This is a genomic window from Mycobacterium sp. (genome assembly GCF_039583785.1).
Lineage (GTDB): Bacteria > Actinomycetota > Actinomycetes > Mycobacteriales > Mycobacteriaceae > Mycobacterium.
The window spans coordinates 63,915-80,786 of sequence record NZ_JAVKSG010000010.1 but is presented as its reverse complement, the minus strand read 5'-3'; the positions used below and the strand labels follow the sequence as shown (position 1 = coordinate 80,786).

Sequence of the window (16,872 nt, the reverse complement as noted above, 5' to 3'; positions counted from 1 at the left end):
GTGACGGCTCCGCCCCGCTGCGGCGGACCGGGCTCAGACGGTCCGCCGCCGTCGATCGTGGGCCTCCGGCATCGAGTGTGCGCACAGGGCTTAGCTCTTCGTCGCCCTGGATGCACAGTCGACGCCCGACCGCCAGCCCGGAGCACCGGCCGCGGCGGCCGGCGGCGCAGGAGGTGGATTACGGACTCGTGTTCAGGGTCGGGGCCGCGAACCGGCTGAGGCGCCTGGGGCGGGAGTGGCTACAAACTGCGGGTGACCTTCTCGGTCTCCGTCTTGCGCGCCAGCGTGGCCGCGTCGGGGTTGGCGACGTACACCAGCGACCCGCCGACCGACAGCACGCTGAGCAGGCCGCCGATCACGTCATCGGGCGTATCCCACGAGGCGCTCGACAGCACTCGGTCAGTCGATGTCAAACCCTGTGCGGTCGCGGCTTGGTGAGACGCTTGCAGCACCTCGTCTACCGGTCGGCCGTCGAAAGCAGGTCCGGGACTCCGCTCGCCGACGATCTGGTCGCCGTGCACCCGCACCGCCGTCGCGTAGTCGGTGACCCCGATCGGCAGATTTGGCACCGGACGGCCGAAGGCGTCGAGCGAAAGCACCGCCACCTCGGTGGCACCGGTGGCGTCGGCCTCGTCGAGACGATCGACCGTGCACAGAGCAATCTCGGCGTCCCCGTCGAGCACGACCTCCGCCCCGGTCCACCACACCCCGAACAGCACTGCCGCGGTCTGCCAGTGCGCCGGCAGCAGCACCGCCACCCGACTCGCAGGGCCGGCGCCCAACTCGTCGCGCAACAGGTTGCCGGTCTTGGCGGCCCAGTTGGCCAGCGTGACGGTCGACAACTCGATGCGTAAACCGGTAGGCCCAAAAGCATCGTCGTAGTAGGTGATCCGCGGGCCGACCGGGTCGTCGCGCAGCATCGGATCCAGTATCGCGGCGCTGAGCGTAATCAGTTGACGCACTCCGGGTGATCAGAGCCGGCGGTCAAAATCGGTGACGGCGGGGGAGCGTCGGACGAGTCGGGGTGCGAGGCGGCCGCAAGCTTGGGCCCGCCATCGCTGAGACCCGAACCCGGGCCGGTGTAGTCGCTGCTGAGCACCACCCAGACCGCGCCCGGCGGGACTGAGCCGTTGACGACGACGGGCAGCCCGCCGAGTTCCTTGGCGACGGCCTGGGCGCCGACGTCGTCCGACTTCGCGGCCTGCACCTGGCTGTTCTTCACATGCGCGGCGTCGTTGTTGCCGACCTTGCCGACGCCGAACCCCTTTGAGCTCAACACCTGTGACACCGACGAAGCAAGACCGTTGATGTCGGTGTCGTTGAGGACGCTGGCGCTGGTCTTGTCCGGCGCGTAGGTCAGCTCCTCGGTTTCGCCCTTGGCCTGGTCCGCCAGCAGACCGGCGACCCAGGTCTGTACCTGGTGCGGATCGACCCGCACTACGCTGTGCAGGCCGTCGTCGCTCCAGCCGGATTCGTCGAGCACCGGAATGGTGGCGAAGGCGACCCGGCCAGCGGCCAGCTTCTGCAGCTGATTGACGAAATCCATGATGTTCCACCCGGATGACAGCACCACCGAGCGCTGGATGGCGGCCTGCAGCCGGTTCATCGTCGCCGGGCTGGACAGCGTCTTGCCCGAGATCACCTGGTGGGCCAGCGATGACATCACCACCTGCTGACGCACCACGCGGTCGAGGTCGCCGCGGGGTAGTTCGTGCCGCTGCCGGACGAAACTCAGCGCCTGCGGGCCGTTCAGCTTCTGCGGGCCGGCCGGGAAGTCTGCACCCGAAAGCGGCTCGTAGACAGGATCTTTGAGGCAGACGTTGACTCCGCCGAGGGCATCGGTGATCAGTGAGAAGCCGAGCAGCCCGATCTCGGCGTAGTGGTCGACAGTGACGCCGGTGAGGTCGGCGACGGTCTTGATCAGCGCCTCGCGGCCGGCCTCGGTGCCCTCGCGCTCGGCCTCCTCGGGTGCGGCGCCGGACTCGACCAGGCTGACCCGCTTCTGTTCCTTGATCTGGCCGTAGACACCGTTGATCTTGGTCTTGCCCAGTCCGGGGGCGGATACGTAGGTGTCGCGGGGGATCGAGATCGCGGTGGCGGACTTCTCGTTGTCCGGGATGCGCACCAGGATGATCGTGTCGGTGTTGCTGGCCACTTCGTCGCCGGCCCGCAGCGATGCCAGTTCCTGCGGGCTCAGCGGATTACCGTGCGCGTCGGCGCGGCTGTCCATGCCGACAAGCAGGATGTCGAGTGCGCCGTCATCGCCGCCGTGCCCGAGCGACGGCGAGAAGACGTGGTAGATCCCGTCCTCGAAGGAGCGGACCTTGCTCCATGCCACCCCCGTCACGAGGACGACCAACACGGCCATCACGGTCGCAATCACACGAGTCACCCTTTGCTCAGGCATCACATTAGATTACTTGCGTAACAGTGGTAATTCGAGCAGGCGAGTCTCGGCGTGCCAGACTCGACATTCATCACCGCCGGCGACGTTGGACGGGCAGTGCGATCCGGCAGAGCAGGAGGAGCGGCGCTTGTGACAGGCAGAATCGTGATCGCGGGGGCGGGCGGACAGGTCGGCAGCTTTCTGCGAGCCGAGGCGACCCGGCAGGGGCGCGACGTGCTGGCGCTGACGTCAGCGCAGTGGAACATCGCCGATCCGCAGCGTGCCGGCGAGATCGTCCAGGTCGGCGACGTGGTGATCAACTGCGCGGCCTACACCGCCGTCGACGACGCGGAACGCGACCAGGACCGGGCCTATGCGATCAATGCCGTCGGCCCGGAACACATCGCGCAGGCCTGCGCGCGGGTCGGGGCTCAGATGGTGCACATCTCCACCGACTACGTCTTCGACGGCGCGGCGTCACGGCCGTACGAGCCGAGCGATGAAACCCGCCCGCTGAGTGTCTACGGGAAGACCAAGCTGGCCGGCGAGCGGGCCGTGCTGGCGGAGCTGCCGGGGGCCGTCGTGCTGCGCACGGCCTGGGTCTACACCGGCGGCAACGGCAAAGACTTCGTCGCTGCCATGCGCCGGCTCGCAGCCGGCGACGGCGATGTCGACATGGTGGACGACCAGACCGGCTCGCCCACCTACACCGGCGACCTGGTCGGCGCACTGCTCGAGGTGGCCGACGGGCGGGTGCATCCCCCGAACGGCATCGTGCACGCCGCTAACCAGGGTGAGGTCACCCGCTACGAGCAGGCCCGCGCGGTGTTCGAAGGCGTCGGCGCCGATCCGGAGCGGGTGCGGCCGGTGAGCAGCGACCACAACCCCCGGCCGGCCGCACGACCGGCGTATTCGGCACTGTCCGGCCGACAGTCGCAGGAGGCCGGCCTGTCGCTGCTGCGGCCGTGGCGCGAAGCGCTCGCCCAGGCGCTGGCAGTTGATCCCTGAGGCCCTTACGCGCCTCGACCGCTACCCTCAACGCGTGAGTGACGTCCTGCCCGTGGTCACGGTGACCTATTCGCCGGGCGTGCACCTGGATCGTTTCCTGGCCTCGCTGTCGCATGCGACCGAGCGTCCCATCAGTGTTTTGATGGCCGACAACGGCTCCACCGACGGCACGCCGCAGGCCGCGGTCGAGCGCTTCCCCGGCGTGCGGCTGTTCTCGATGGGCTCCAACCTGGGTTACGGCAGCGCGGTGAATCGCGCGGTAACTCAGCTCGCTGAGCATGGCGAGGTCGCCGACGAGTGGATCATCGTGGCCAACCCGGACGTGCAGTGGGGCCCGGGCAGCATCGACGCGCTGCTGGACGCCGCGATGCGCTGGCCCCGCGCGGCGACTCTCGGGCCGCTGATCCACGACCCGGACGGGTCGGTGTACCCGTCGGCGCGCGAACTGCCGAGCCTGATCCGTGGCGGCATGCACGCGGTGCTCGGTCCGCTGTGGAAGAAGAACCCGTGGACGGCGGCCTACCGCCAGGAGCGGCTGCAGCCCAGCGAGCGGCCGGTCGGCTGGCTGTCCGGGTCGTGCCTGCTGGTGCGTCGCGCGGCGTTCGAGCAGATCGGCGGCTTCGACGAGCGCTACTTCATGTACATGGAGGACGTCGACCTCGGCGACCGGCTGGGCCGGGCCGGCTGGCTGAATGTCTACGTACCGACGGCGGAGGTGCTTCATCACAAGGGGCACGCGACCGCGCGCGAATCGTCGCGCAATGTGGCCGCGCATCACAAAAGCACCTACATCTACCTCGCCGACCGGCATTCTGGACTCCTGCGCGCGCCGCTGCGCTGGGGCTTTCGGGCCGGGCTGGCGTTGCGGTCGCGGTTGATGGCGCGTAACTCTGACGAAGGGCGGCGTTGATGGGCAAGCAAGTCGACGCGGTCGTCCTGGTCGGCGGCAAAGGCACCCGGCTACGGCCGTTGACGCTGTCGGCGCCCAAGCCGATGCTGCCGACGGCCGGGCTGCCGTTCCTGACCCATCTGCTGTCGCGGATCGCCGCAGCCGGCATCGAGCACGTGATCCTCGGAACGTCGTACCAGCCGGCGGTTTTCGAGGCGGAGTTCGGTGACGGATCCAAACTGGGTCTGCAGATCGATTACGTGACCGAGCAGACGCCGCTGGGCACCGGTGGCGGGATCGCCAATGTCGCAAGCCGTCTGCGCCACGACACGGTACTGGTGTTCAACGGCGACGTGCTCTCCGGAGTCGATCTCGGTCAACTGCTGGACTATCACGACGAGCAGCGGGCCGACCTGACGCTGCATTTGGTCCGGGTCAGCGACCCGCGGGCTTTTGGCTGCGTGCCGACCGAAAACGGCCGAGTCACAGCTTTTTTGGAAAAGACCGAAGATCCGCCCACCGACCAGATCAACGCCGGCTGCTACGTGTTCTCCCGCGAGACCATCGACCGCATCCCACGCGGACGCGAGGTGTCGGTCGAGCGTGAGGTGTTTCCCGCCCTGCTGTCCGACGGCGTCAAGGTGTTCGGTTACGTCGACATGAGCTACTGGCGCGACATGGGCACCCCGGAGGACTTCGTGCGCGGATCCGCCGATCTCGTGCGCGGTATTGCGCCGTCGCCGGCACTGGGCGGTCACCGCGGTGAGCAGTTGGTGCACGACGGTGCCGCGGTGTCGCCCGGGGCGCTGCTGATCGGTGGCACGGTCGTCGGGCGCGGCGCCGAAATCGGGCCCGGCGCACGGTTGGACGGCGCGGTGATCTTCGACGGCGTGCGGATCGAGGCGGGCAGCGTGATCGAGCGGTCGATCGTCGGGTTCGGCGCGCGGATCGGCCCGCGGGCGCTGATCCGCGACGGCGTGATCGGCGACGGCGCCGACATCGGCGCCCGCTGCGAGTTGCTTCGCGGCGTGCGGGTGTGGCCCGGTGTCCACATCCCCGACGGCGGGCTCCGCTACTCGTCCGACGTCTGAGCGCTTTTTGGTGCCGAACGTGAAGTTGGCTTCACGTTCGGACTCGAGCGTGCCACTGGCTTCACGTTCGAACCGCGCGCTGTATGAGATACGCCAGCGCGTCGTCGGTGCCGTCGGGCAACCCGTCGATCGGCCACCACCGCAGATCCACTGACTCCTCGCTGACCACGATCTGGGCATCTGCCGGCGCGTGGGCCACGAATTGCAGATCGAGGTGGCGGGTCGGCACGCCCAGCGAGCACGTCAGCGCATGGACGTTGATCGCGGCCAGGCCGGGGGAGAGTCGCAGCCCGTCGACACCCGATTCTTCGGTGGCCTCGCGCAGCGCCGCCGCGAGGATGTCGGCGTCGGAATCCTCACAGTGCCCGCCCAATTGGACCCACCGGCCCAGCCGCGGATGCAACGTCAGCAAGACGCGGCTGCCGGTGCCGTCGAGCACCAACGCCGACGCGGTGATGTGCCCCGGTACGCAGTCTCGACGGCAGGCATCCTCGCGGGCGTCCAGGAATGCCAGCACGGCGTTGCGCAACGAGTCCTGCGAGCGATCCGGTGGCCGCCAGGCGGTCAGCAGCGTGATCGCCGACGACCGGACACTCACTTGCGCACCAGCAGATCGCCGACCGCGACCAGTTCGCGCGGCTCGGTCACCGGCTCCTCGGCATAGCCGATTGCAATGGCGCCCAGCGGTTCCCAGTCATCAGGCAGGTCTAGCTCGGAGCGGACCAGGTCCGCGGCGAAGATCGTCGACCCGATCCAGCAGCTGCCCACCCCGCGCACCGCCAACGCCACCAGTAACGCCTGCACCGCGGCCCCCGCCGCGACGGTGAACATGGTGTGCTCGGCGTCCGTCCGCGCGGCGTCGGGATAGCTGTGTGCGCCGTCGGGCACCAACAGCGGGATCACGACTTCGGGTGCATCGTAGAGGATCTGGCCGCGCGCTGTCCGTCGCTCGACCGCGTCGGCGGGCTTACCGTCGCCGGTCAGGTCGGCACGCCATTTGTCCCGCATCCGCTCGAGCAGGCGGTCGCGAACTGTTCGAGTCTGCAGCCACACGAACCGGACCGGGCGGGTGTGGTGCGGCGCGGGCGCGGTCAGCGCTTCGGCCACCGCGTCCTCGATCAGCTGCGGCGATACCGGTTCGTCGGCGAACTGACGGACGGAGCGGCGCAGCAGCTGGGCTTGCCGTCGGCCCAGTTCGAGGGCTTCGGCGGTGCCCAGCCAGAACAGGTCGTCGGTACCTGAGCGCACGAGATCGCGTGCGGTGGCGCCGGTCTCGGTCACCATGCCGGCGGGTAACCCGCGCACGACCGCCACCGGGATCGCGGTCAGCTTGCCCTTGACGAGGTCTGCTGCGGCGGCTATCTCGTCGGCGACCGCAACCTCGGTGACCAACAGTTCGTTGCCGTGCCGGTCGACCGCGCCGGCATAGCCGTGCAGCACCGAGATGCCGGCCGCGCCGACGGCGGCGTCGGTCTGGCCGTTGCGCCAAGCCCGGCCCATTGTGTCGGTGATGACGACGCCGACGGTGACGCCCAAACTCTCGCGAAGTCCGGCCCGCAGCGATGCGGCGCTGCCGTCCGGATCGACGGGCAGCAAGGCCAATTCGTCGGTGCCGATGTTGGACCCGTCCACGCCGGACGCGGCCTGCACCACGCCCAGCCCGTTCTCGGTGATCAGGGTTCGGCCTTTGCGGGCCAGCACGCGTACCGATTCCGCGTCGACCAGCTTGCGCCGCAACATGTCTCGCTCTTCGGGATCTTCGGGCGCGGGCACCAGGCGGCCCTCGCACTTGGACAGCACCTTGCTGGTCACCACCAGCACGTCGCCGTCGCGCAGCCAGGGCGCCGCCGCCGTCAGCGCCGAACCGAGGTCGTCGCCGGGCCGGAATTCGGGAAGCCCAGTCACCGGCAGGATTTCGATCGGCGATGCGGTGCCGTGCTCGCCGGCGGTCATACCGCCACGCCCGCAAGATCCAGTCCGGCGCTCACCATGTCTGCCGTGGCGTTCGGATCGGTCATCAGTAGCGGTACCGATCGCACTCCGATGCCGTCGATTTCGGCGTGGTCGCCCTGGTGGATGAGCCAGTAGTCCAGGATGCCGGTTCCGGCGCGCGCGCCGTGGTACCGGCCGACCGCCTCGGCGGTGGTCTGCACACCGATGACGCTCAGGCACTCATCGGCCATCCCGCGCAACGGCTTTCCGCCGATGATCGGGGAGTAGCCGACCACGGGGGCGCCGGTGGACCGTAGTGCCGATCGGATCCCGGGAATTGCGAGAATCGCTCCGACACTGACCACCGGATTAGACGGCGCCACCATCACGACGTCGGCGTCGGCGATGGCGTCGGTCGCCGCGGTTGTGGCGTTGGCCTTTTCGGCTCCGACGTACGCGAAGCCGTGGGTCGGTAGTTGTGCACGGTAGCGCACCCACCACTCCTGGAAATGGATCGCCCGCCGGCTCCCGTCGTCGGGATCGGTGACGACGGCGTGTGTTTCGCAGCGGTCGTCGCTGGCGGGCAGCAGCCGCGCACCGGGCTGCCAGCGGTCGCACAATGCGGCGGTCACCTGCGACAGCGGGTAACCGGCCCGCAGCATCTGACTGCGTACCAGATGGGTGGCCAGGTCGCGGTCGCCGAGTTGGAACCAATCCGGCTGGACGCCGTAGGCGGCGAGTTCCTCTTTGGCATGCCAGGTTTCGTTGCGGTGCCCCCAGCCGCGTCCCGGGTCGACGCCGCCGCCGAGGGTGTACATGCAGGTGTCCAGATCGGGGCAGATGCGCACCCCGTGCATCCACGCGTCGTCGCCGATGTTCACGATCGCCGCCAGCTCGTGGTCCCCGGCAGGCGCAGAGCTTGAGAAGAATTGGCCGAGACCGAGTAGCTGCTGCACCCCGAGCAGGAAACGCGCGCCGCCCACCCCGCCGACCAGAACCGTCACCTTCACACCGCACGACAGTACGCGCGGCGACGGCGCAGACCCCGAGGTGAGTCGGGTGATCGACGTGCCATGATGGTGCCGGATTGCCTTGTGTGACAGGTGTGACCGACACACCACGCTCGCATTGGCCTCAGTGCCGCAAAGAAGTGGTCACGAGATGGTATGGAAATCTTCCGAATCGCTTGCCAATCCACTCTTACCCGTGTGTAATCACAGCAGTGTCATTTCGGTTGGCCGGCCGGATTCGGTGTCGCAGACCGAGATTCGATCAAGTGTTCGAATCATGGATGGCCGACATCAGAACAGTGCTGACATTCGCGATATACGAAACCAGGTGAGGAGGCGGGGCATGTCCTATGAACACCTTCGGGGGCTAATGGGAGGAACACCGCACACCGCTCCCGGTCTGCCGTCCACAGAGGTGCCCCAAAGGCCCCGTTTGAGTTTGGTCCCCGACGCCATCGAAGACGAATTCGAGGGCACCGAGGAAGCAACCGACCAGTGGCAAGACCGTGCGTTGTGTGCTCAAACAGATCCAGAGGCGTTCTTCCCCGAGAAGGGCGGCTCCACTCGCGAGGCCAAGAAGATCTGCCTTGGTTGCGAGGTGCGTAGCGAGTGCCTCGAATACGCTTTGGCTCACGACGAGCGTTTCGGCATATGGGGTGGGCTTTCCGAGCGCGAGCGTCGTCGCCTGAAGCGCGGAATCATCTGACCTAGCCGGATTATCGAATAGCGGGTGACCCGCTGAGCGTGCAGCAGCCGCGCTCGCGGTCGCCCGCTATTCGTCGTCTATCGTCGGGTCGATGACCGACGGTTCGACATCCAGGTAAGTGGCCACCTGGGCCACCAGGATCTCATGCAGCAACTCGGCCAGCTCGACCGTGTCCTTGGCGCGTCGTTCGATTGGCTTGCGAAACAGCACGACTCGCGCTCGGGTGGCGCTGCCGCGGACGTCGACGCCGGCACCGATCAACCGGGCCAGCGCGATCGGTCCGTCGGCGACCACATCGGGCGGCCACTGCACATTGTCGGGATCCTTCGCCGAAATGCGCGGGATCTCGTCGACCGCGACGTCGAGCCCGGACAGCCTCTCCTGCCAACGGCGCTCGATCGGTTCGTAGGCCTCGAGCACCGCCATGTCGAAACGCTCGGCGCGACTGCGCCACCCCGGAACCGTCGGTGGCAGCAGCGGACCGCGGATGTCGCGGCCGCGGCGCGAGACCCTTTTGACCGGCGAGCGCCGGCCGCGTGGGGAGCTGCGCGAATCGCTCACCCGGCGATGGTAACGGTTTCCCATCCTTGACCGAACGAATGCGCGTGTCCGCCGGGGTGTGGGCGTTTTCGCACGATAACCTCACGATCGTGAACGTTCCGCGTCGCTGTTGCCGGCCAGGATGTCCGCATTACGCGGTCGCGACGCTGACCTTCGTCTACTCGGACTCCACGGCCGTCGTCGGCCCATTGGCCATCGCCAGCGAGCCGCACTCGTGGGATCTCTGCGTCAGCCATGCCGGCCGGATCACCGCGCCGCGCGGCTGGGAGCTGGTCCGGCACGCCGGGCCGCTGGCCGCCAACCCCGACGAAGACGACCTGATCGCGCTGGCCGAAGCCGTGCGGGAAGGCCGTGACGTGGTCGCCGGCGGTGGCGCGGTCAACGGATTCCACGGGCCCGCCGGGCAGTTCGGCGGGGCGCCGGCCGAGGCGCCGGCCGCAGGTGTGCTGACCTCGACCGCTGCGCGGCCTGCCGGCAATGGACGACGCCGCGGTCATCTGCGGGTGCTGCCCGACCCCGCGGAGTAGTCAACTGCGGCGGACTTCACCGGACCGTCAGCATGCACAGCTAGGCTTGACGATCACGTGTCCCCGTCGTCAGGAGCCCTCTCGATGTCTCGGCCCGCTGCGGCTGTCCACCGCGTGATCAAGGCGTACGACGTGCGAGGCCTGGTCGGTACGGAGATCGACGAATCGTTCGTCAACGACGTCGGGGCGGCCTTCGCCCGGCTGATGCGCAGCGAAGGCGCCCGCCGGGTCGTCATCGGCTACGACATGCGCGACAGCTCGCCGTCGCTGGCGGCCGCCTTCGGCGACGGCGTCAACGCTCAGGGTCTGGACGTGGTGCGGATCGGGCTGGCGTCGACCGATCAGCTCTACTTCGCCTCCGGACTGCTCGACTGCCCGGGCGCGATGTTCACCGCGAGCCACAACCCGGCCGCCTACAACGGCATCAAGATGTGCCGGGCGGGAGCCAAGCCGGTGGGCGCGGACACCGGGCTGACGACCATCAGCGATGACGTGATCGCCGGCGTCCCAAGCCAGGACGGCACCGGCGGCTCCGTCACCGCCCACGATGTGCTGGCCGAGTACGGCGTGTTCCTGCGCTCGCTGGTCAACACCGACGGTGTGCGTCCGCTGCGGGTCGCCGTCGACGCGGGCAACGGGATGGCGGGCCACACCGCGCCCGCGGTGCTCGGCGCGATCGACTCGCTCACGCTGCTGCCGTTGTACTTCGAACTCGACGGCTCGTTCCCCAACCACGAGGCCAACCCGCTGGATCCGGCGAACCTTGCCGACCTGCAGGCCTTCGTGCGCGAGAGCCACGCCGACATCGGGCTCGCCTTCGACGGCGACGCCGACCGGTGCTTTGTGATCGACGAGCGCGGCCTGCCCGTCTCGCCGTCGACGGTGACCGCACTGGTCGCCGCGCGCGAATTGGGCCGCGAGATCGGCGCGACGGTGATCCACAACCTGATCACGTCGCGGGCGGTGCCCGAGTTGGTGGTCGAGCGGGGCGGCACGCCGGTGCGCTCACGCGTCGGGCACTCCTACATCAAGGCGCTGATGGCCGAGACCGGCGCGATCTTCGGCGGCGAGCACTCGGCGCACTATTACTTCCGCGACTTCTGGGGAGCCGACTCGGGCATGCTGGCCGCGCTCTACGTGCTGGCCGCGCTCGGCAACTCCGAGCGCCCGCTGTCCGAGCTGACCGCGGACTACCAGCGCTACGAGTCGTCCGGCGAAATCAATTTCACCGTCGCAGATTCCGCCTCCTGCGTCGAGGCGGTGCTCAAGGCTTTCGGCAGCCGGATCCAGTCGATCGACCACCTCGACGGCGTGACGGTCGACCTCGGCGAGGGCAGCTGGTTCAACCTGCGTACCTCCAACACCGAACCGCTGCTGCGGCTGAACGTGGAAGGACGTTGCACCGAGGACGTCGACGCCGTCGTGCAGCGGGTCGCGCACGAGATCCAGCGGCAGGCGGACCGCCGGGTCGAGCCGGAGACCGTGACGTGAACGCGACTCAGGCCGTGATCGACCTCGACGACACCGACGGCCTGCTCGGCGCCGACCGTGAGGGACTGTTACGGGCCGCGTCGATGGCCGGCGCACACGTCCGGTCGGCCGCCGCCGCCGTCGACGAGGGTGCGCTGGATTCGCTGCGCGACTCAGATGCCCGTCCGCGCACCATCATCTGGGTGGCCGGGCGCGGCGCCGCCGAGACCGCGGGCGCAATGCTTGCCGGGATGTCGGGCGGATCGTCGCCCACGCCGATCGTGCTCGCCGCCGAGGCCCCGCCGTGGATCGGGCCGCTGGACGTGCTGATCGTGGCCGGCGACGATCCCGGCGATCCGGCCCTGGTCGGGGCCGCCGCGAGCGGGGTGCGCCGCGGCGCGCGGGTCGTCGTCGCCGCACCGTACGAGGGCACGCTGCGGGACACCACCGCGGGCCGGGTGGCGGTCATGGAGCCGCGGCTGCCGGTCGCCGTCGAGTTCGGCCTGTGCCGGTACCTGGCCGTCGGGCTGGCCGTCCTGGGCAGGGTCGACCCCCGGCTGCTCGTGGACCTGGCAGCGCTGGCCGACGAGCTGGACGCGGAAGCGTTGCGCAACAGCGCAAGCCGCGAGGTTTTTACCAACCCGGCCAAAGCGCTTGTCGAGCGCATGTCGGGGCGCCGCGTGGTGCTCGTCGGCGACTGCGCCGCGACCCTGGCGCTGGCCCGGCATGGCTCCGCCGTTTTGCTGCGCGCCGCGAACGAGGTGACCGCCGCCACCGGTCTGGCGGATGCGTTGACGGGGCTGCGGACCGGACCGGGTCCCAGCTTCGCCGACCCGAGCGAGGCGCTGTTCCACGACGAGGAGATCGACGGTCCACTCGCCGACCGGCTGCGAATTCTGGTGTTGATCCTGGACGCCGAACGGGCCGTGCTGGCCTCCCGGGTTGCCGGGTTCGACGACGTCGACCTGGTCGGTGCCGAGGATGTCCCGGATGGCGGCCCCACCCGGCCCGCAGTTCAGCGCGCGGAGCAGCAGCTGGCCATCTTGGCGGTCCGGCTGGAGATGGCGGCGGTTTATTTGCGGCTGGTACGGGGATAACTGGTTGACGAGGTAATGGCGAGTGCAGTTGATACGCGGAGCGATACGGACATACGCGTGGGGGTCGCGGACCGCCATCGCGGAATTCACTGGTCGTCCGGTACCTGCCGCGCATCCGGAAGCCGAACTCTGGCTGGGGGCCAACCCCGGCGATCCGTCCTGGCTGGAAGATCCCGGCGGCGAAGTCTCGTTGCTGCAGGCCGTGCTCGACGATCCCGAAGGCCAACTTGGCGCCGCGGCCCGCGCCCAGTTCGGCGACGCGCTGCCATTTCTGCTGAAGGTGCTGGCGGCCGACGAGCCGCTGTCGCTGCAGGCGCACCCCAGCGCCGAGCAGGCGGCCGAGGGCTATCAGCGCGAGGAACGGCTCGGCATCCCGGTAAATTCGCCGGTGCGCAACTACCGCGACGCCAGCCACAAGCCCGAGTTGTTAGTGGCGCTGCATCAGTTCGAGGCGCTGGCCGGATTCCGGCCGGCGGCCAAGACCATCGAGCTGTTGCGGGCCTTGGCGGTGTCGGATCTGGACCCGTTCATCGATTTGCTGAACGACCAGTCCGACGCCGACGGGCTGCGGGCCTTGTTCACCACGTGGATCACCGCACCGCAGCCCGACCTCGACATTCTGGTGACCGCGGTGCTGGACGGCGCGATCAACTACGTGAGTTGCGGTGCGACGGAATTCGCGGCCGAAGCCAAGACGGTGCTGGAACTCGGGGAGCGCTATCCCGGTGACGCAGGTGTGCTGGCCGCGCTGCTGCTCAACCGGATCACGCTGGGACCCGGTGAGGGCATCTACTTGACGGCCGGAAACCTGCACGCCTATCTGCGCGGTGTCGGCCTGGAAGTCATGGCCAACTCCGACAACGTGTTACGCGGTGGACTCACCCCCAAGCACGTCGACGTTGCGGAGTTGTTGCGAGTCCTGGACTTCAACCCGACCACCGAGTCTAAGTTGCGCGTCGAGACCCATTCGGATGGATTGGCCTCGTTCTACGACACGCCCACTGCCGAATTCGCGGCGTCGATGCTCACGCTCGGTGCCGATCGGGTCGGCCACGAAGTCGGCGCGCCGTCACGCCACGGTGCTCCCCAAGGCCCACAGATCCTGCTCTGCATCGATGGTGCGACGACGGTGCACGGGAAGTCGGGGGCGCTGACGTTGACCCGCGGCGCCGCCGCGTGGGTGGCCGCCGACGACGGCCCGGTCCGGCTGGTCGCGCAGCGGCCGACCAAGATTTTCCGGGTTACCGTCGGACTCTAGGCCGGCACGCGTTCTCGTCGGCCGGCGCGTCGCTCGGCCAGCCACAGCCGCATGTTGTGCCGGACGGTGCGGCCGACCAGCTTCACCGACGGGACCATGTAGAGGCTGTCCAGCAACGAGAATCGTCGCAAAAACCATTCGGCCAGAACGGGATCCGTCTCGGCCGCGCCGAGGAACTGATCGAATAGGCTGCCCACCGGGCCGTACCAACGCGGCATCGGCCCGGTCGCGTTGTGCAGTGTGAGGTCGCCGATCGCGGTCATCATCCACACCGGGTAGGTGGTCTTGGCGGTGGCCCGGTTCACCTCGCGCGCCAAATTCTCGTCGGCTCCCTCGGCCAGCGCCCGGCGTAGATGACCGGCCTGCAGCGACGTCATCGTCATGCCCTGCCCATAGGTGGGGTCGAAGCTGGCCACTGCATCGCCCAACGGCAGAATCCCGGCGGGGAACCGCTCCAGTTTGTGATAGCGGCGCCAGCGACTGGTGGGGTAGCGGTGAAACGCCGGTTCGCCGACCGGTTCGGCCAACAAGAGAGCTGTCGAAATACGTTCGGGTAGAATATTTTTCGCGATCGCGATCATTTCGGAGAAGGTATGCGGAGGCTCCACCTTGCCGACGCCGAAGGTGGTCAGCGTCCAGGTGCCGTCCTCGTAGCCCAGCAAACCCAGCCCGATCGGCTGCTTGCGGGATGCGCCGGCGACGATCACCCGCTCGCGAACCGCGCCCTGCGGCAGCCGGAGTTGATGTGAGGCATAGCCGATGCCCACGTCGACCGTGTGCTCGGGCGGGCGCTGATATCCCCACTGCTCCAACCACACCGGCAGCCGGGTGCCCCGCCCGGCCGCGTCGACGACGATGTCGGCGGCGACGAAGTCGGGCTCGTCGGCGTCGCTGTCGAGCAACACCCCGGTCACCCGCGCAGCGTCGACGTCGAAGCGCGGCTGGGCCACCGAGCGGCGCTGGATCTCCACATTGTCGATCTGCCGAACCCGTTGACGGATCTGCCATTCCAGCTGTGGACGGCTGGGCACGTACGCGGTGAACTCATCGCGCAGCGTGTGTCCGGTACCCAGCACGTGGCCGGCGGCGCCGAAGTAGATGCAATCCGGCCGGTTCTCCAAAATCGGCACCCCGGCGGCCACCATGTCATCGAGCAGTCCGGGAAACAGCCCATCGAATTCCATCGCGCCGCGCGCCATCAGCAGGTGAACGTGCCGGCCCTGGGGTACTGCGGTGCGATTACCGGGCGTGCTCGGCAGTTCGTCGCGCTCGAACACCGTGACCCGGTCGAAGAAATCCGATAGCACTCGCGCCGCGCACAATCCCCCGATGCTGGCGCCGATGACAACCGCGTGCCGCCGAGTGTTCTCCCCGCCCATCTCGCTACCGTACTCGGCACTGTCCGCAGACATGGCTGCTCGCCGGCGCCGGCGGATGTGCGCGCGATCTCGATCTCGTTTCTCATCGCGGCGGTCGCCTGCGGGCTGGCCAGGAGTGATGGCGGCGACGCCGGTCGGGCTACGATCCATCGGTTTTACAAAGTAAGGCTCTGTGTCTAGACAAGGGACGCGGTAGGCGCTAATGTCCAATCTCAAGGTGTGATGGCTCACAAGGAGGTTGGCGATATGACCGCGGCATTACCGAACGCACGGGTGTGGCAGGACAAGAAGCGCTATCTGTGGCTGATGGGACTGATCGTCCCGACGCTGCTGCTGACGATCCTGCCGTTTGTCTGGGCGATGAATCAGGCCGGCTGGCAGACCGCCTCGCAGGTGCTGTTCTGGATCGGTCCGATCCTGCTCTACATCCTGCTTCCGGCTCTCGACCTGCGGTTCGGCGCCGACGGTCAGAACCCGCCCGACGAGGTGATGGAGTGGCTGGAGAACGACAGGTACTACCGCTACTGCACCTACGCCTTCATTCCGTTCCAGTTCGTCAGCCTGATTCTCGGCGCGTACCTGTTCACCGCCTCGAACCTGAGCTGGCTGGGCTACGACGGGCCGCTGAGTTGGCCGGCCAAGCTCGGCCTCGCGTTGTCGGTCGGCGCGCTCGGCGGCGTCGGTATCAACACCGCGCATGAGATGGGGCACAAAAAGGACTCGCTGGAGCGGTGGCTGTCCAAGATCACCCTGGCCCAGACCGGCTACGGCCACTTCTACATCGAGCACAACCGCGGCCACCACGTCCGAGTCGCGACACCGGAAGACCCGGCATCGGCCCGCTTCGGTGAGACGTTCTGGGAGTTCCTGCCGCGCAGCGTCTTTGGCAGCGCTAAGTCGGCCTGGCGGTTGGAGGCCCAGCGGATCCGCCGACAGGGCGGCAAGCCGTGGAACCCCAAGACCTATCTGTCCAACGATGTCATCAACGCCTGGCTGATGACTGCGGTGTTATGGGGTGCGCTGGTTGCGGTGTTCGGTCTGGCGCTGATCCCGTTCCTGCTGGTTCAGGCGGTCTTCGGCTTCAGCCTGCTGGAGTCGGTCAACTACCTCGAGCACTACGGACTGCTGCGGCGCAAAGGTGACAACGGTCGGTACGAGCGGTGCACGCCCGAGCACAGCTGGAACTCCGACCACATCGTCACCAACCTGTTCCTCTACCACCTGCAGCGGCACAGCGACCACCACGCCAACCCGACCCGGCGCTACCAGACCCTGCGCAGCATGGACGGGGCGCCGAATTTGCCGAGTGGCTACGCGGCGCTGATCGGGCTGACCTACTTTCCGCCGCTGTGGCGCCGGCTGATGGACCACCGGGTGCTGGCGCACTACGGCGGTGACATCACCCGGGTCAACGTGCAGCCCCGCCTGCGCGAGAAGATGCTGGCTCGCTACGGGGCGGCAGCCTGATGGCCAGCTACCGCTGCACCGGCTGCGACTACATCTACGACGAAACTGTCGGCCACCGATGACGATGCGCGTCGCCGAGCGGCACGAGGGC

General features: G+C 68.2%; 16 protein-coding genes. 9 read left to right on the top strand and 7 right to left on the bottom strand.

Going from position 1 to position 16,872, the window contains the following annotated elements; translation table 11 throughout:
- Positions 1-239: 239 nt before the first annotated feature.
- Both ABDV69_RS06250 and ABDV69_RS06245 read right to left on the bottom strand, forming a co-directional pair.
- Entirely contained in the window at positions 240-962 is a 723-nt protein-coding gene (locus ABDV69_RS06250) for a TIGR03089 family protein (protein ID WP_343572613.1), read from the bottom strand.
- Entirely contained in the window at positions 950-2,407 is a 1,458-nt protein-coding gene (locus ABDV69_RS06245; protein WP_343572612.1) for an LCP family protein, read from the bottom strand. Before ABDV69_RS06245 ends, ABDV69_RS06250 begins: the two co-directional genes overlap by 13 nt.
- 129 nt (positions 2,408-2,536) lie before the next feature.
- Here ABDV69_RS06245 and rfbD point away from each other — a divergent pair, with 129 nt between their 5' ends.
- The 3 genes from rfbD to ABDV69_RS06230 are packed head-to-tail and all read left to right on the top strand — an operon-like array spanning position 2,537 to position 5,374.
- Entirely contained in the window at positions 2,537-3,394 is an 858-nt protein-coding gene (rfbD, locus tag ABDV69_RS06240; protein ID WP_343572611.1) for a dTDP-4-dehydrorhamnose reductase, read from the top strand.
- A 52-nt stretch (positions 3,395-3,446) separates the two neighbouring features.
- Positions 3,447-4,304 (top strand): glycosyltransferase family 2 protein, encoded by an 858-nt coding sequence (locus tag ABDV69_RS06235; protein ID WP_343572633.1) that lies wholly within the window; start codon positions 3,447-3,449, stop codon positions 4,302-4,304.
- Entirely contained in the window at positions 4,301-5,374 is a 1,074-nt protein-coding gene (locus ABDV69_RS06230) for an NDP-sugar synthase (RefSeq protein ID WP_343572610.1), read from the top strand. Before ABDV69_RS06235 ends, ABDV69_RS06230 begins: the two co-directional genes overlap by 4 nt.
- Positions 5,375-5,435: 61 nt before the next feature.
- Here ABDV69_RS06230 and ABDV69_RS06225 read toward each other — a convergent pair whose 3' ends face one another.
- The 3 genes from ABDV69_RS06225 to cofD are packed head-to-tail and all read right to left on the bottom strand — an operon-like array spanning position 5,436 to position 8,316.
- Positions 5,436-5,972, bottom strand: coding sequence for an NUDIX hydrolase (locus tag ABDV69_RS06225; RefSeq protein WP_343572609.1), 537 nt, complete (start codon positions 5,970-5,972; stop codon positions 5,436-5,438).
- The gene (locus ABDV69_RS06220) at positions 5,969-7,327 is read right to left on the bottom strand and encodes a coenzyme F420-0:L-glutamate ligase (RefSeq protein ID WP_343572608.1); all 1,359 of its coding nucleotides are present in this window, start codon (positions 7,325-7,327) and stop codon (positions 5,969-5,971) included. Before ABDV69_RS06220 ends, ABDV69_RS06225 begins: the two co-directional genes overlap by 4 nt.
- A complete protein-coding gene (cofD, locus tag ABDV69_RS06215) occupies positions 7,324-8,316 on the bottom strand; it encodes a 2-phospho-L-lactate transferase (RefSeq protein WP_343572607.1) in 993 nt (330 codons plus the stop codon). The genes ABDV69_RS06220 and cofD overlap by 4 nt, the downstream gene beginning before the upstream one ends.
- A 370-nt stretch (positions 8,317-8,686) precedes the next feature.
- Between cofD and ABDV69_RS06210 the strand changes: the two genes are divergently transcribed.
- Positions 8,687-9,022: a WhiB family transcriptional regulator gene (locus tag ABDV69_RS06210; RefSeq protein ID WP_343572631.1), complete on the top strand. Its 336-nt coding sequence runs from the start codon at positions 8,687-8,689 to the stop codon at positions 9,020-9,022.
- A gap of 66 nt (positions 9,023-9,088) precedes the next feature.
- On the opposite strand, the gene ABDV69_RS06205 is transcribed toward ABDV69_RS06210, so the two are convergent.
- A complete protein-coding gene (locus ABDV69_RS06205) occupies positions 9,089-9,511 on the bottom strand; it encodes a metallopeptidase family protein (RefSeq protein WP_343572630.1) in 423 nt (140 codons plus the stop codon).
- 161 nt (positions 9,512-9,672) lie between these two features.
- On the opposite strand from ABDV69_RS06205, the gene ABDV69_RS06200 reads away from it, so the two are divergent.
- The 4 genes from ABDV69_RS06200 (at position 9,673) to manA (ending at position 13,935) form a co-directional block, all read left to right on the top strand.
- Positions 9,673-10,110 carry a DUF3499 domain-containing protein gene (locus ABDV69_RS06200; protein ID WP_343572606.1) on the top strand — a complete coding sequence of 146 codons (438 nt, stop codon included), beginning with the start codon at positions 9,673-9,675 and terminating at the stop codon, positions 10,108-10,110.
- An 84-nt stretch (positions 10,111-10,194) separates the two neighbouring features.
- Positions 10,195-11,601: a phosphomannomutase/phosphoglucomutase gene (locus ABDV69_RS06195; RefSeq protein ID WP_343572605.1), complete on the top strand. Its 1,407-nt coding sequence runs from the start codon at positions 10,195-10,197 to the stop codon at positions 11,599-11,601.
- Positions 11,598-12,677 (top strand): TobH protein, encoded by a 1,080-nt coding sequence (locus ABDV69_RS06190; RefSeq protein ID WP_343572604.1) that lies wholly within the window; start codon positions 11,598-11,600, stop codon positions 12,675-12,677. Before ABDV69_RS06195 ends, ABDV69_RS06190 begins: the two co-directional genes overlap by 4 nt.
- A gap of 22 nt (positions 12,678-12,699) precedes the next feature.
- Entirely contained in the window at positions 12,700-13,935 is a 1,236-nt protein-coding gene (manA, locus tag ABDV69_RS06185; protein WP_343572603.1) for a mannose-6-phosphate isomerase, class I, read from the top strand.
- On the opposite strand, the gene ABDV69_RS06180 is transcribed toward manA, so the two are convergent.
- On the bottom strand, positions 13,932-15,314 hold the full coding sequence (locus tag ABDV69_RS06180; RefSeq protein ID WP_343572629.1) for an oxidoreductase: 1,383 nt from the start codon (positions 15,312-15,314) through the stop codon (positions 13,932-13,934). The genes manA and ABDV69_RS06180 overlap by 4 nt on opposite strands.
- A gap of 246 nt (positions 15,315-15,560) precedes the next feature.
- Here ABDV69_RS06180 and ABDV69_RS06175 point away from each other — a divergent pair, with 246 nt between their 5' ends.
- Positions 15,561-16,781: an alkane 1-monooxygenase gene (locus ABDV69_RS06175; protein ID WP_343572602.1), complete on the top strand. Its 1,221-nt coding sequence runs from the start codon at positions 15,561-15,563 to the stop codon at positions 16,779-16,781.
- The last annotated feature ends 91 nt before the right edge of the window (positions 16,782-16,872 follow it).

Coding starts and splice junctions, on each gene's coding strand:
- ABDV69_RS06245 (WP_343572612.1), bottom strand. CDS start 2,407: ATGCCTGAGCAAAGGGTGACTCGTGTGATTGCGACCGTGATGGCCGTG.
- ABDV69_RS06220 (WP_343572608.1), bottom strand. CDS start 7,327: ATGACCGCCGGCGAGCACGGCACCGCATCGCCGATCGAAATCCTGCCG.
- ABDV69_RS06210 (WP_343572631.1), top strand. CDS start 8,687: ATGGGAGGAACACCGCACACCGCTCCCGGTCTGCCGTCCACAGAGGTG.
- ABDV69_RS06195 (WP_343572605.1), top strand. CDS start 10,195: ATGTCTCGGCCCGCTGCGGCTGTCCACCGCGTGATCAAGGCGTACGAC.
- ABDV69_RS06180 (WP_343572629.1), bottom strand. CDS start 15,314: ATGGGCGGGGAGAACACTCGGCGGCACGCGGTTGTCATCGGCGCCAGC.
- ABDV69_RS06175 (WP_343572602.1), top strand. CDS start 15,561: ATGACCGCGGCATTACCGAACGCACGGGTGTGGCAGGACAAGAAGCGC.